This is a genomic window from Stenotrophomonas sp. STEN031 (assembly GCF_056759975.1).
In genome coordinates this window covers 17359-31734 of record NZ_JBRREA010000027.1, presented here as the reverse complement: position 1 = coordinate 31734, position 14376 = coordinate 17359, and the positions used below count along the sequence as shown (strand labels likewise).

Here is a 14376-nt window from a genome sequence, read left to right as displayed (position 1 = left end):
CATCTAAGCTATGCGAGGGGCGTGCACGCTGTTGTTGCCACCGAACCTAGCGCTAGGTCCGGCTATACGTCGGCTTGTTGGCCGGACCCGGCGGCCCTAATATCGAGCTGTATCAAGGCGAAAGCCCACCATGCGGTGCGCAGTGGATAGGTCGTATAACAGGGCAGGAGGGTCCGTCTACCAGGTGGTTAGGCACTCATGAGAGTATTTTCGCAAGCTCTGCTCCTTCTATTCACGCTTGCCCTGTATCCGACAGTATTGTTGGCCTCCGGAGACCCGCAAGATGAAGGCCCTGTTGGTATTACAAAATCATCCAACGGACGTGGCGTACCTTATGGATCGAGCGGCGACAAAGATTTTCTTCCGTGGCTTAAGCCGACAGAAGATACAGACTACGGTTATTCCAAGGAAAAGCCTGTTGAAATTGGCGGGTTCCTTGAGGGGAGAGGCAATGATTGGCCTGCCCAGTACTTCAGCTCACTTCTGGGTCCCAATGGTGAACCCACGGCTTTTGAGCGAGTGAAGAGTTGTTGTGCTTTCACAGCAACTAATCCAAAGATCATTGAGGCAGGTATCAAGGTGGGGTTCCTCGACGAGTTTGTGATCACTATTGAGGGACAAGCACCCGTCCATGTGTACGTGACGCTGTACAGCGAGGGCAAGATTTGGGCTCCCAAGGGGTTCACCGTTCGGGCCAATGGCACCTAATCGTTCATTCAACCAGAAGCCGCTCTACGGCTCGGCTCAATCCCGGCGTTGAACGTCCGCTGCTAGCCGATAGCGGACATCAAACCTGATGAGGCGCTCTCGCTAGACTCCTGCGATCTGATCCGAGCAGAAATGGGCTGCGAGTTCAAGAAACACTAGCGTTGGAACTGAGCCGTGAGCGGAGGCTCACGAGAGCCAGTAAGTGCTCTCACTTGAAACCCGAGGGAGCATAAGCTCAAGTCCGTACTCGAGGGAGGATGAAAGGCTGACTTCGGCCAACTCAGCATCTGGAAACGAGCCGCGAGTGCACTTTGAGCGGAACAACTCAAGCAAGCCAGCTTGGGGCCCATCTGGAGCTCCGTGACTGATTTGAAGGAGCAGGAAGTCCTCCTGCCCCCCAACAAGGCGTGGTTGCCCATTCCCTATTTCTGGCGAAGCAGTAGAGCCAGTCGTGATTATCCGCGACGGCTCTTGAAGCACCGCAAGCCCCTCCGCCTCGACAAGCTCGCGGAACTGGTCGACTGCATCTTCAACGGTCACTAGCTTCACGAATTCCCTCGCATCGCAAATGGGGTCAGGTACGGTTAAATAAGCATTTAACTACACCCGTCCCCATTCTTCCCGCAATACGGGATTTGACCGATGCTATGCCGAGCGATCGAGCCGCATCTCCATCACCAAGCGACAGGAGCAAACATTGCTCCAGCTCGATTGAGCAGGCTAAAGTAACAGCTGCGACTAAACAGGGGACGTTATTCGTGCACATTTCAAGGTTACAACTCGTCAACTACCGCAATTTTGAATGCGCGAATGTAGTATTCAATAAGGGCGTTAACACGATCATCGGCGAGAATGGATCAGGCAAGACCAACCTTTTCCGGGCGATGCGTCTTTTGCTAGACGACACGCTGCTGCGCGCGGCATATAGACTCGACGAGAAGGACTTCCACCGGGGCCTTGGTGACTGGCGCGGTCACTGGATAGTCATTAGCCTCGAATTCGATGAGGTATCCCAAGACGAAGCGATTCAATCCCTCTTTCTCCATGGGACCGGTAACATCGCCCACGGCGCGATTGGCAAGGCGACCTACAACCTTATTTTTCGCCCTAACGTGGCAGTTCGACGGACCCTGGCCGACCTTTCCGCTGGTGATACTGCAGGGCTCGCCGAGGCACGTTCGAAGATCACGATTTCGGATTATGAAACGATCTTCACCGGAAAGAGCACTGCAAACTTCCTGGATCCCGAAACTTATAGGAACGTTGTTGGCGACTTCAATGCGGTAATATTTCCCCAAGAACTGACACAACCCGCTATCGGGGGCATCATCCCGGGCATGCTCTCGATCTCGCGCGAAGTATGCTTCACCTTCGTGCAAGCACTGCGGGATGTGGTCGCCGACTTCCAGAACAACCGCACAAATCCCCTCCTAACTCTGCTCAAGCGTCGAAGCGGCGAGATCGATCCGCAGAGCTTCGAGCCGATCACCACGCTTGTCAAAGGCCTCAACGATGCAATCGAGGGCCTGCCAGATGTAGTAACTATCCGCACCGATATCCGCGACACCATTACCGATGCGGCCGGCGAGACCTACTCCCCACGTTCACTTTCGATCCGCTCGGATCTGTCCGACGAGGCCGACCGCCTATTCCAGTCGCTTAAGCTGTTTGTAGGCGAGAGTGAGGAATCATATGAGGGTGCGATTCATGAGTTGAGCTTGGGCGGTGCAAACCTCATCTACCTGACGCTGAAGCTGCTTGAGTTCAAGTATCAGAGGCAAAAAGAGTCCTTCGCCAACTTCCTGGTGATCGAAGAGCCAGAGGCGCATATCCACACGCATATTCAGAAAACGCTGTTCGACCGGCTCAACTTTGATGACACCCAGATCATCTATTCGACCCACTCGACCCACATATCCGAAGTGAACAATGTCCTGAACATCAACATCCTCGGCCGGCGGGACGGACGATGCGAGGTGTTTCAGCCATCTGCTGGACTTGAGCCCGTCCAGATCGGAAATATTCAGCGTTACCTTGACGCGGTCCGCAGCAATCTCCTCTTCGCCAAGAGCGTGGTTCTGGTAGAGGGAGATGCCGAGGAGATCCTCATCCCAATCCTGGTTAAAAAAGTGTTCGGGCTCAGCCTGGACGAGCTTGGGATCAGCTTGATCAACATCCGCAGCACCGGCTTCGAGAACGTTGCGGTGCTTTTCCATCACGAGCGCATCCGCAAGCGCTGCGCGATCATCACTGATCTTGACCGCGCGTTTATCGATACGACCGAGGACGTACTAGACAGTGCCGACGACGCGGCCGCGAAGAAGAAAGCACTAGGGTCACAGATCGCTGGACTCCAGCGCGAGGCAGCGCTCGAGGAGCTGTGTAACGGGAATCCTTGGCTAACGGCACACTTCGCCGACCACACCTTCGAGGTTGATTTCGTCTCCGCTGGCAACGTCAGTACTGTGGTTTCGGTGCTGGGCGACGTCTATAAGGATAGTGGCACCATCGCGACGTCTAAGATGGATCTGGAATCGGGCGATATCACGCGTTTCGGAGCGCGCGTGCTGACAATGGCACGTTACGCCGGAAAGGGGTGGTTCGCCATCATCTTAGGGCGAATGATCACGCCAGAGACTTCCATTCCGGATTACATCCTCGACGCCATCTTCCAAGCGCATATCCCGGTATCCATCCAGACATGGGCGCGTGTGCTGGACTATCGGGTGTCGATCCTTGCCGCTTCGCAACTACACTCAACAGAAGATATCGACGCGATGCGCGCGCAGATCAGACGCTACTATCGCGGCGAGATCGACTTTGCAGGTGTACGCGCCGAAATGCTTCAGACATTTCCGGCAGACGGCATTAACACCATCCTGGCGAGCTTCTAAAATGTTTGTCTGGGACAGGAACGATCTGAACGACGCCCAAGTCGCAGCCATCGAACATCCAGGCAGCGTGTTCCTTGTGGCCTGCCCAGGGAGCGGCAAAACAAGGACACTTACCTACAAGATTGCGCGGCTGTTGTCGGAGCTTAAGTCGGAAAAAAAACGCGTCGTAGCAATCACCTACACGCACCGGGCTGCGGATGAGATTCACGAACGGATCGAACAGCTTGGCGTCGATACGAGACAGCTTTGGATTGGCACGATCCACTCCTTCTGTCTCGAATGGATATTAAAGCCCTACGGAATATATCACTCGGAGCTCAAGCACGGTTTCCGGGTGATCAATGCCCATGATACCGAGCGAATGCACGATGAGCTCTGCAGTGCGGTGCAGCACACTAAGCTCACTAGCTTCGACTGCGCATATTATTTCACGCCGAGTAGCTATGTCCTGACATGCAATAAGAGTAACAAGCATGAAGCAATCGAGGGGGTCTTACAGCAATATTGGAACGCGCTTCGCGCCGAGCGACAGGTCGATTTTGAACTTATCCTTCTCTATGCCTATCAACTTATCGATAATAATCCTTCGATTAGCGTGCTGCTGGGTTCTATCTTCGAATGCGTGCTCCTCGATGAATTTCAGGACACCCGAGAAATTCAATATGCGATTCTCGCATCCATCCTGAAAGCGTCAAAAGGTGACACGTCCGCCTTCGTAGTGGGCGATCCTAATCAGGCAATCTACGGCTCGCTTGGCGGCTATGCGATCACAGCGTCTGCCTTTGGGAAGCAGTGCGGCATCACCTTCAAGGAAATGGAGCTATCGGACAACTACCGGTCGTCATCGCGCATTGTGAGCTACTTCGGCAACTACAGCGTGTTTCCTTCGAGAATTGAGGCGGTTGGAAAGGACAAGGGCTACGCGAGCGTGGTGTCGTTTGATAACCAGACGCACCGCGATGCGCTAGAGGAAGAGCTTGTAAGACTCATCAAATTCAACGTCGAAACGCTCGGGATCGCTCAGCATGAGATCTGCATCGTTGCGCCTTGGTGGGTTCATCTCGCAAGCATGACACGTCGGCTGGTGGCGGCGCTTCCGGCCTATTCATTCGATGGCCCTGGCATGGTGCCCTTCGCGCGCGACGTCGACAATTTCTGGTACAAGCTTTCGCGGATTGTTCTAACTGAGGCATCCCCACAGCTCTATGTACGCCGGATGCGATGGGCGGGAGAGGTAATCGCCGACCTCAGCGATGCGGGCGTCGAGGTTCCAGGTCTGGACCGCAAGAAATTGCTGCGCGCCTGCAACGCCATCACCATCGCTGAGACCGATGGCTTGCTCTTCCTCCGGGCGTTCTTCGACCAGCTATGTTCGACTTTCGGGATCGATCGCCATACCTACGCGATGCTTCAAGAGCATCACAACGCCTTCTTTGAATGCTCGCAGAGGCGGATCGACAAGCTCGTCAAGGAAGGCTCTGAGGCGATTGCTGAATTGGTGATGTTCAGAAAAGTCTTTGCGGACCGGACTGGTGTCACCGTATCGACGATCCACGGGGTCAAAGGCGCCGAATATGACGCGGTGATCGCCTATGGCCTGCTGGAAGGGATGGTCCCCCATTTCAGCGATCCGAACCAGGTCGAAACAGCGAACAAGCTCATGTATGTGGTGTCGTCGCGGGCCAGAAAGAACCTACATCTAATCTCTGAACGCGGCCGCAGCCGAGGTTGGAGCGGAGATTATCAACCAACCGACGTACTTGCTGGATGTGCATTTCAGTACGACCAGTTTTCTTGACCGGAAAGAACCTTCGCAAATGACCGCTCCTGGCCGCTAGCCGACGGCGATACGGACAAACGTCGGTTCCGAGCGTTGTCGTAGCTAGCGCAAATCGTGCTTCTCCTGCTGCCAGCGTTCGACTTGGGCCTGGACGTCATCCCATGGGAGGCGGCTGCCATCGCGTCGCATTGCCTCATAAGCGGCAGCCACTCGTTCCACGGAGACGTGTTCCCTCAACAGCGCCTCAATGAGCCAAAGCGTGCCGTGGAGTTCGATCCCTTCGGCGTCGGCGGCGGCACGCAGAGGGCCGTCGCCAGACAATAAAGCGCAGCCCAAGGTTCTCGCCAAGGCCAGCGCAAACAGGTCATTGACGCTGGGTCTCTGGTAACGCAAGCGCAGCTGCGTTACGTACTCCACAGCTTCTGCTGGTTGGGGCAGGATCTTAAGCCCCAGTCCCGGCAACACACCGTGATGATCGGCCAGCTCTTCTACGTACAGGGTGTCCGGAACACAGAAGTCCCAACCAGGAAGGCGGAACATATCCTCCAGCAAGCCGCCGGCCGCCAGATCGATGATGATGTTGGCATCAGTGACAACCAGCTGCATCGGTCGCATCCATGCGGCGGCGTGCGCGCAGGCTCACCAAGGTTAGTCCCAATAGCTCAGCGGCCTTGGATTCACCGATCAGATCCTCGGCCAAGGCCCGGTACACTAGTTGTGCGAACCTTAGCGGGCATTCCTTGGTATAGGCATTCCCGGGTTCGTGCTGGCGCCAAGTTACGCCTTCCTCGCTTTGCTGAGAGAAGAACTCCCAATGCCGCCGTGCAGCTGCTTTGTTGAGGATTCCCAAATCCTGTGCGCGGTAGAGCCATCCATTCATGCTCAAGCCCCACTCGTGTTTGAGCAAATACAACTCGCGTGGCTCGATCCACGACCTCGAGGTCCCCAACAACCTGAGGGCTTCCTGTTTGGGAACAAGGAAGGCGCTGGCAAAGCGGTTGCAGGCCCGCTCCTCGTTGAGGTCTGCTGATAGGCGGCCATGCAACATCAGATGCCCTAGCTCGTGCCCCAGCGTGAAACGCTGGCGATCGCCGGGCCAATCTTGACCCACGACTATCACGGTATGGCCATTGGCCCGGGCCACAAGGCCGTCGAACTTTTTCCCCCCATCGTGGGGGGTGAGGATGACCTTGATGCCTTCCTCTTCCATCTTGTCGATGAGGTTGCCGATCGGCCCGGTTCCCAGTTGCCAAGCAACGCGAATCCGATCGGCCAACGCATCGATTTCCTCATAGGTATGGATCTGAGAGGGGAGCCCCTTAGGCAGGGCAAAAGCCTTGGGCCAAGAGGCCGGGATAACCGCCTCCAGCTCTAGCCAGCGTTCCAGCTTCTCCCGCACGTCTTCCAGTGCCTTGGCCTCTTCCTGCACTGAGAGCTTGGCGTGCTTACGGAAGTCCACTTCAGTCAGCTCGATGCTCGGCTGCCGGAAGAAGTATTCGGTGCGTACGCCCAGTGCCTTGGTCAGGCGCAACAAGGTCTCCGAGGACGGCTTGATTTGATCCCGCTCGTACTTCGAGATGGCCATAGCGCTTAGCCCCACGCTCTGTGCCAACTCACGCAGGGAGATGCCGGCCGCTAAGCGGCCTTGTTTGATACGTGATCCCAGCATTGCGCACCCTCGGTTTACGGCATCCCAACCCTGTTGACACAGTGTAAACCACGGGAGTAGGGTTTACATTAATTAAATTTACAATGAGAAATGTAAACCATGGCAACCAACCCTCCCAAAGGGGACGGACACCGCAATGGCGCCGTCCGTGATCGCAGTCAGATCTACAACCCCCAGAACGAGCGCTGGACCAAGCGTGATACCAACACTGGGAAGTTCATTGACCAGAAGGCCGACCCCAAGCCGTTCAAGGGTGTCCGCAAGGAACGCTAGACCGCCATCAAACAGCCCTGCATGCCAGCCGGAGCCCGGGAACTCCGTTTCCCGGGTTTTCCCGAATTCCTCAGGACATCGTCACATGCAACGCTTAATTGAGTTCATTGAAACGGAATTGCAGATTGTCGAAGCGGTGTTGAGCCGTCGCATCCGTAGTTTTGTTCTGCTTCTTGCGGCAATTGTCGTCCCGCCGGTGGTGATATTGGTGGCCATGCGCATGCTCGCGGTATCGCCTGTGCAGGGGCTGGCACAGGGCTTTGGCGCTGTCTTGCCCGTTCTGGGCCTGGTGCTGACGCTCAAGCTGCTCTTCCTGGCGACCCAGACGTACCTCAAGGATCGGGCTGCATTGCTCAGGTTCTGACCGCCGCCCGTTGCCCGTACCTACTCACCGAACCTAGGAGTGAAACTTGGCACGCTTTAATGTGAATGAGCTCAACCGAAAGCTGCGGGAAGCCCAGCGCCGGGCCGAGCAACAAATTCGGCAGCAGGTCGACCAGATCAATCGTGCCAACAAGCGCGCTGTCGACCAACACAACCGTAAGGCCGAGGCCCACAATCGACAGGTCGTGGCGAACATCAACGCGCGACTGCGCGAGGAGGAACGGCGCGTCGATGCCCACAACCGGCAAGCGATCGCTAGTCTCAATGACCACAATCGCCGCGTGCAGGCTCGTGACCGGCAACGCATCGCCATGCTGAACCAGCAGTTGCGATCGACATCCTCCGTGGTGCGGTACACGGAGCCCGAGCTTCGCTTGGCCGATCGGGTCCATGAGGCCGTCTCGACGATCGACCCACGCGAATACGACACCTTCCTCAGCTATGCCCGCATCGATGGGCATGCCGCGGCCAGTGCATTGCGAGACCACCTGGAAGCACTTGGTGTGGCGGTCTGGTTCGACGAGGTGGCCATCGTCCCAGGTCGCAGTCAGTCGTTGCAGATGGACGCCGGGTTGCGCAAGGCGCGTTCGGGAATCGCGCTGCTAACGCCAGCCTATCTGGCCGGGCGTTTCTGGACGGAGCGCGAATTGGGTGCATTGTTGAGTAAGAGCACGCTGATCCCGGTTCTGGACAACGTTACGTTCGACGATGTCAGACAGTACAGCGGCATTCTGCCCGACCTAGCAGGATTCTCAACTGCATCGGACAGCATTGAAGATATCGCGCACAAGATCGCTGCGGCGGTACTTCCGGAGTAGAGATCAAGTGAGGACGTGTCATGGCAAAGATGGAGTTCTACGGCCCCAGTGGCAATTGCTACTACGGGAAGTTGAAAGACGGCGGAAGAATCGACATTTACGACCCGCAAGGTAATTACTGGCACGGCAAGTTGAAGAGTGTCGGCAGGATTGACTTGTATGACCACACTGGTCGGTACTACCACGGCAACCTTAAGGCCGGCGGCAAGATCGAGATCTACGATGACAGGGCGGGCTACTATTACGGCAAGCTCAAATCCTGATGTCTGCGACAGCATCGAGCTTGGCACTGCGAACAGGGCTTGATTCGAGTCGATTTTCGCTGCTCAATTTGGGCCGTGCGTGTGGCGCTCCATGTTGGAGATTGCGCGGGGTCCCTGCTTGCCTCGTTCCCCGCTGACGGCGAGTGGTCTGCCAAGTTGGTTAGCTATCAGTTGCTGGCTTTTCCAGTTGTTAGGTTCCCGGTTTGGGTTGTTCTTCTGGGCGCATACTTCGGCTTTCGGGGCTGTTGGCAGGGGAAGGCTCATGCTCAATGCGGGCACGGGCATGTCTAGCAGTTCATTCAAGCCGAACTGACTTCGCCACTCGGCTTAACTCAAGCTTTAGTTGATGTCCGCTTCTGGCCGTTCGCGGACATTGAACAGAATCCGCGCGTATCCAAACTCAGCTCCTAACGAGTTCAGAGGATTCCAAACAATCGGAAGGTTGGAACACATGCTCAAGATCATGGTCTTCGCAGTGGCGCTTCTAGCTGCAAACAGCGCTCTAGCCCGCGACCGCCCCATCCGCTCCTGCGAAAAAGCCCCGCTCCTGGCCGAAATCCAGAAGCTGCTTCCCGATCATGTGATTGGAAAAACCGCGGATGTGGAACCGAAGCCGGTAGAGAAGCTGCCCCAGTTCCCGCGCGGCATCTGGATGCGCTCCGGCAGCAGCCTGACCTGCGTCGTGGTTGTGCTGGACGAAACCGGCAAGCCGCAGGACGCCATGGTTTCCTATCCGTCGCGAATGGGGCTGACCGAACAGGAGAAGCAGGTGATTCTTTCCGTTCAATGGACGCCGGCACAGGTTGGCGGGCAAGTGCGGCCCTCCCTGGTGTCCATGGATTTCGAGACTCGCTGACGCAAGTTCAGTGGGTAACGACCTGCAGCTTCAGCGCCGACGTTGAAGCTAAGGCGCGCCATGCAACCCCCTAGGTTGCATGGCGCAGAGGCAACGTATCCGTTGCCTGCTCAGACCGCCTGCACGATATGCAGCGCCTTCGGATTACGCCACGTCGCCAGCAAGGTCGCCTCGCGCGCCTTGGCTTCGTGCAGGTGGGTTTCCTTGACGTGGCCGTAGCCGCGGATGTGCTCGGGGATGCTGGCGATGTCTACCGCCAGCGGCAGACGCCGTGCATCGAGTGAGCCGATCAGTTCCTGCAGGGTCTTTTCGTAGTCACTGATCAACTGGCGCTCGCCACGACGTTCCTCGGTGTAACCGAACACGTCGAAGCGGCCGCCGCGCAGGCCCTTGAGCTTGGCCAGCAGGCCGAAGGCCTTGAACATCCACGGGCCGTATTCCTTCTTCTGCAGCTGGCCGTGCTCGTCGCGCTTGGCGAACAGCGGCGGGGCCAGATGGAAACGCACCTGGTAGTCGCCTTCGAACTTCTCTGCCACACGCTTGGCGAAGTCGCCGCTGGTGTACAGGCGTGCCACTTCGTATTCGTCCTTGTAGGCCATCAGCTTGAAGAAGTAGCGCGCGGCGGCTTCGCTCAACGCGGTGCTGCCCGGGATCGCTTGCTGCTCGGCCTTGCGCACGGCATCGATCAGCGTGCGATAGCGATTGGCGTAGGCGGCGTCCTGGTAATCGGTGAGGAAGCTGCTGCGGCGGGCGATCAGTTCGTCCAGCGAACGCGACAGGTGCGCATCGTCCAGTGATGCGAACGCGGCTTCGCCGCTGGTCCGGCTGGCGGCGGGCAGGCCACGCACGTCCGGCTCGTTGTCCGGGTTGCGCGGTGCCGACGGTGCGCCGGCCTCGTTGCCTTCCCATTCGCCTGGCGGCAGTTCACGCAGGGCGGCCGGCTTGCGCTCGGCATCGGTCGGGGCGTTGTGGATCAGGCCGGCGGCCTGCTGCACGGCCTGCGGATCGATGGCGGCCAGGCGGCCCCAGGCGAACGCGGTCTGGTTCATGGCCACGGCGGCGCCGTTGAGCTCCACCGCGCGCATCAGCGATTCCAGCGACAGCGGCACCAGGCCCTGCTGCCAAGCAAAGCCGAGGATGAACAGGTTGGAGGCAATGGCGTCGCCGAGCAGGGCGGTGGCCAGCTGGGTGGCGTCGAGCAGGATCGGGTCGCGCCCGCCCAGCGCCAGCTTCACCCCGGCAATGATGTCGGCGGCCGGGAACTGCATGTCCGGGTGGGTGGTGAAGGTGCCGGGCATCGCTTCGTAGGTGTTCAACACCACCTGCGAGCGCTCGCCGCGCACCTTGGACAACGCCCAGTAGTCGTTGACCACCACCATGTCGCAGCCCAGCACCAGGTCGGCCTCACCGGCGGCGATGCGCACGGCGTGGATGTCGGCCGGGCTGTTGGCCAGGCGGATATGGGTGGTGACCGCGCCGCCCTTCTGCGCCAGGCCGGTCTGGTCGAGCACGCTGGCACCCTTGCCTTCGAGGTGGCCGGCCATGCCGAGCAGCGCGCCGATGGTGACCACGCCGGTGCCGCCAACGCCGGTGATCAGGATGTTCCAGGGCTGTGAGAAATCGGTGCGGAAGGTGGGCGCCGGCAGGTTGTCGAGCAGGCTGGCGGCGCTGCTCTTGCTGCCCTTGCGCAGCTGGCCGCCGTGCACGGTGACGAAGCTCGGGCAGAAGCCCGTCGTGCAGGTGAAATCTTTGTTGCAGTTGGACTGGTCGATGTCGCGCTTGCGCCCGAATTCGGTTTCCTTCGGCAGCACCGACACGCAGAAGCTCTTCTCGCCGCAGTCACCGCAGCCTTCGCAGACCAGCGAGTTGATCATGGTGCGCTTGGCCGGGTCGACGATCTTGCCGCGCTTGCGGCGGCGGCGCTTCTCGGTGGCGCAGGTCTGTTCGTAGATCAGGATGCTGGTGCCCTTCACCGTGCGCAGCTGCTGCTGCACGGCGTCGAGCTCGGCGCGGTCGTGGAATTCCACATCACTTGGGAACTCGTGGCGACGCGACTTCCACTTCTGGATGTCGTCGGACAGCAGCACGATGGTGTGCACGCCTTCCGAACGCATCTGGTGGGCGATCTGCGGCACGGTCAGGGTGCCGTCCACCGGCTGGCCGCCGGTCATCGCCACTGCATCGTTGTAGAGGATCTTGTAGGTGATGTTGACGCCAGCGGCGATGGCCTGGCGGATCGCCAGCGAGCCGCTGTGGAAATAGGTGCCGTCGCCGAGGTTCTGGAACACGTGCTCAGTGTCGGTGAACGCGGCTTGGCCGGCCCAGGTGACGCCTTCGCCGCCCATGTGGGTGAAGGTGTCGGTGTCGCGGTCCATCCACGTCACCATGTAGTGGCAGCCGATGCCGGCCAGCGCACGCGAGCCTTCCGGCACCTTGGTGGAAGTGTTGTGCGGGCAGCCGGAGCAGTAATGCGGCACGCGCGGGAACTGCGCGCGCGGCAGCGCCATCTCGGCTTCCTTGACGTCCATCCAGCGCAGGCGCTCTTCAATGGATTCGGTATTGAAGAACCGTTGGATGCGTCGCCCGATCACGCCAGCAATCGTCGCCGGGGTCAGCTCGCCGGTGGACGGCAGGATCCACTCGCCCTGTTCGTCGTACTTGCCGACGATGGACGGGCGCGCGCCCCAGCTGGCCGGCCAGTTGTAGAAGTACTCCTTCATCTGCCGCTCGATGAAGGCCTTCTTCTCCTCCACCACCACGATGTCTTGCAGGCCGCGGGAGAACTCACCGATGCCCTGCGGCTCCAGCGGCCAGGTCATGCCGACCTTGTAGACGCGGATGCCGATGTCGGCGCAGGCCTTTTCGTCCAGGCCCAGGTACTCCAGCGCCTGCAGCACGTCCAGATAGCTCTTGCCGGTGGTGACGATGCCCAGCCGCGCCTGCGGCGAATCCATCACCACCTTGTCGATGCCGTTGGCGCGGGCAAAGGCCTGCGCCGCCTTCACCGCATAACGGTGCAGGCGCATTTCCTGCTCCATCGGCGGGTCCGGCCAGCGGATGTTGAGGCCGGCGGCCGGCATGTCGAAATCTTCCGGCAGGATGATCTGGCGGGCGAACGGGTTGACGTCCACCGAGGCCGAGGATTCCACCGTCTCGGCAATCGTCTTGAAGCCGATCCAGCGGCCGGTGTAGCGGCTCATCGCCCAGCCGACCAGGCCCATGTCGAGGATGTCCTGCACGCCGGCCGGGTTCAGCACCGGCATCATCGCGCTGACGAACTCCTCCTCGCTGCCGTGGGGCAGGGTGGAGCTGCGGCAGGCATGGTCGTCGGCGGCCAGCGCCAGTACGCCACCATGTTTTGACGCGCCAGCGGCATTGGCGTGCTTGAACACGTCACCGCAGCGGTCCACGCCAGGGCCCTTGCCGTACCACATGCCGAACACGCCATCGACCTTGGCACCGGGGAACAGGTTGGTCTGCTGCGTGCCCCAGACCATGGTCGCGCCCAGGTCCTCGTTGAGGCCGGGCACGAACTTCACCTTGGCCGCTTCCAGGTGCTTGCGCGCGCGCCACAGCTCCAGGTCGAAGCCGCCCAGCGGCGAGCCGCGGTAGCCGCTGACGAAGCCGCCGGTGTTCAGCCCGGCCGCGGCGTCGCGCTGCTGCTGCATCAAGGGCAGGCGTACCAAGGCCTGCACGCCGCTCAGGTAGATGCGGCCATCGGTGCGCGTGTATTTGTGTTCCAGGGTGTAATCGGAATCACGCACGCCGATCAGCGGATCGTTGGCGGAAGCAGGCGAGGTAAGTTCGGCGGTACTGGTCATGGCTGGCCCATTGCGGAAACGGCTGGCAGGTGCCAGCCGGCGGGGCCGGTGGCAGCCGCGGATTGTAGCAGTGGGGCTTTCATCACCCTGTAACCCTGTCGCGCGTAGCGCCCGGAGCGGTTAGGATCGGGGCCGGGTGGGGGATAACTGTTCGATGGGGATTGCAGTCATGGGGGTTACAAGGCGCGTGGTCGCTGGCGTAGTGGTGCTGGCGGCGTTGCTGTTTTCAAATGTGCAGGCGCAGAGCCTGCCGAAGATCAACGAGTTCTATTTCGACGATGACGTGGCCGCCAAGCCGATTCAGGTCGTGCCACCTGAACAGGCAGATGCGGTGGATCAGCTGATGAAGCTGCGTGAGCGTGGCCGCAAGGGCGTGGAAGCCACCGCCCAGCTGGCCAGCATCGCCTACCGTGATGGTCGCGAGGAACTGGGTGCCAAGCTGTACCAGGAGGCCTTGGCCGCCGTCGCAGACAACTCCGTGCAGGCGCGCAGTCTGCGCTGGAACCAAGGCTGGGATCTGTACCGCAAAGGCAACCCCGAGGAAGCGCTGGCTCACTGGACCAAGGTCGCCGAGGGCACGCGCGGCAATCCGTCATGGCTGCCGCCGACGCTGGCATTGGCATTGTGGAGCTTGAACCGCAAGGACGAGGCCGTGGCCTGGTATGCGGCCGCCGTGCGCACGGAACCGGGACAATGGAGTGAAGCGGCGGCTTACCCGCAGCTGCTGCCTTCCTGGAGTGATGCCGAGCGCACACAGCTGGCCCAGGTACAGCAGGCGTGGGCGGCCAATCCGCCGGCCTGGCCGTAAGGGAGCAGCTGCGATGCAGTGCCCGTACCGTGTGCCGGCACTGCAGCAGGAGGTTTTGAGCCAGCGCTGATTCCCGTCGGGGGGCGGCGCGAGGCATGCTCG

Annotated in this window: 12 protein-coding genes; 9 read left to right on the top strand and 3 right to left on the bottom strand. The window is 59.6% G+C overall.

Going from position 1 to position 14376, the window contains the following annotated elements; genetic code table 11:
- The first annotated feature begins 198 nt into the window (after positions 1–198).
- From ACVOLQ_RS13200 to ACVOLQ_RS13190, 3 genes are all read left to right on the top strand, one after another.
- Positions 199–708: a hypothetical protein gene (locus tag ACVOLQ_RS13200; RefSeq protein ID WP_481528319.1), complete on the top strand. Its 510-nt coding sequence runs from the start codon at positions 199–201 to the stop codon at positions 706–708.
- 635 nt (positions 709–1343) lie between these two features.
- A complete protein-coding gene (locus ACVOLQ_RS13195) occupies positions 1344–3602 on the top strand; it encodes an ATP-dependent nuclease (protein ID WP_481528318.1) in 2259 nt (752 codons plus the stop codon).
- Between the two features lies 1 nt (position 3603).
- Positions 3604–5400 carry a UvrD-helicase domain-containing protein gene (locus tag ACVOLQ_RS13190; RefSeq protein ID WP_481528317.1) on the top strand — a complete coding sequence of 599 codons (1797 nt, stop codon included), beginning with the start codon at positions 3604–3606 and terminating at the stop codon, positions 5398–5400.
- 84 nt (positions 5401–5484) lie between these two features.
- On the opposite strand, the gene ACVOLQ_RS13185 is transcribed toward ACVOLQ_RS13190, so the two are convergent.
- Together ACVOLQ_RS13185 and ACVOLQ_RS13180 are read right to left on the bottom strand one after the other, a co-directional pair.
- Positions 5485–5988 (bottom strand): PIN domain-containing protein, encoded by a 504-nt coding sequence (locus tag ACVOLQ_RS13185; protein ID WP_481528316.1) that lies wholly within the window; start codon positions 5986–5988, stop codon positions 5485–5487.
- Positions 5969–7051, bottom strand: a complete 1083-nt coding sequence (locus tag ACVOLQ_RS13180) for a helix-turn-helix domain-containing protein (RefSeq protein WP_481528315.1) — start codon at positions 7049–7051, stop codon at positions 5969–5971. The genes ACVOLQ_RS13185 and ACVOLQ_RS13180 overlap by 20 nt, the downstream gene beginning before the upstream one ends.
- Positions 7052–7150: 99 nt before the next feature.
- On the opposite strand from ACVOLQ_RS13180, the gene ACVOLQ_RS13175 reads away from it, so the two are divergent.
- From ACVOLQ_RS13175 to ACVOLQ_RS13155, 5 genes are all read left to right on the top strand, one after another.
- Positions 7151–7324: a hypothetical protein gene (locus tag ACVOLQ_RS13175; protein WP_481528314.1), complete on the top strand. Its 174-nt coding sequence runs from the start codon at positions 7151–7153 to the stop codon at positions 7322–7324.
- A gap of 85 nt (positions 7325–7409) precedes the next feature.
- A complete protein-coding gene (locus ACVOLQ_RS13170) occupies positions 7410–7688 on the top strand; it encodes a hypothetical protein (protein ID WP_481528313.1) in 279 nt (92 codons plus the stop codon).
- A 46-nt stretch (positions 7689–7734) separates the two neighbouring features.
- The gene (locus tag ACVOLQ_RS13165; RefSeq protein WP_481528312.1) at positions 7735–8526 is read left to right on the top strand and encodes a toll/interleukin-1 receptor domain-containing protein; all 792 of its coding nucleotides are present in this window, start codon (positions 7735–7737) and stop codon (positions 8524–8526) included.
- Positions 8527–8546: 20 nt separating this feature from the next.
- On the top strand, positions 8547–8789 hold the full coding sequence (locus tag ACVOLQ_RS13160) for a hypothetical protein (RefSeq protein WP_481528311.1): 243 nt from the start codon (positions 8547–8549) through the stop codon (positions 8787–8789).
- 451 nt (positions 8790–9240) lie between these two features.
- Entirely contained in the window at positions 9241–9645 is a 405-nt protein-coding gene (locus ACVOLQ_RS13155; protein ID WP_481528310.1) for a hypothetical protein, read from the top strand.
- 110 nt (positions 9646–9755) lie between these two features.
- Here ACVOLQ_RS13155 and ACVOLQ_RS13150 read toward each other — a convergent pair whose 3' ends face one another.
- On the bottom strand, positions 9756–13466 hold the full coding sequence (locus ACVOLQ_RS13150) for an indolepyruvate ferredoxin oxidoreductase family protein (RefSeq protein WP_481528309.1): 3711 nt from the start codon (positions 13464–13466) through the stop codon (positions 9756–9758).
- A gap of 169 nt (positions 13467–13635) precedes the next feature.
- Here ACVOLQ_RS13150 and ACVOLQ_RS13145 point away from each other — a divergent pair, with 169 nt between their 5' ends.
- Positions 13636–14274, top strand: coding sequence for a tetratricopeptide repeat protein (locus ACVOLQ_RS13145; protein WP_313173899.1), 639 nt, complete (start codon positions 13636–13638; stop codon positions 14272–14274).
- Positions 14275–14376: the final 102 nt, after the last annotated feature.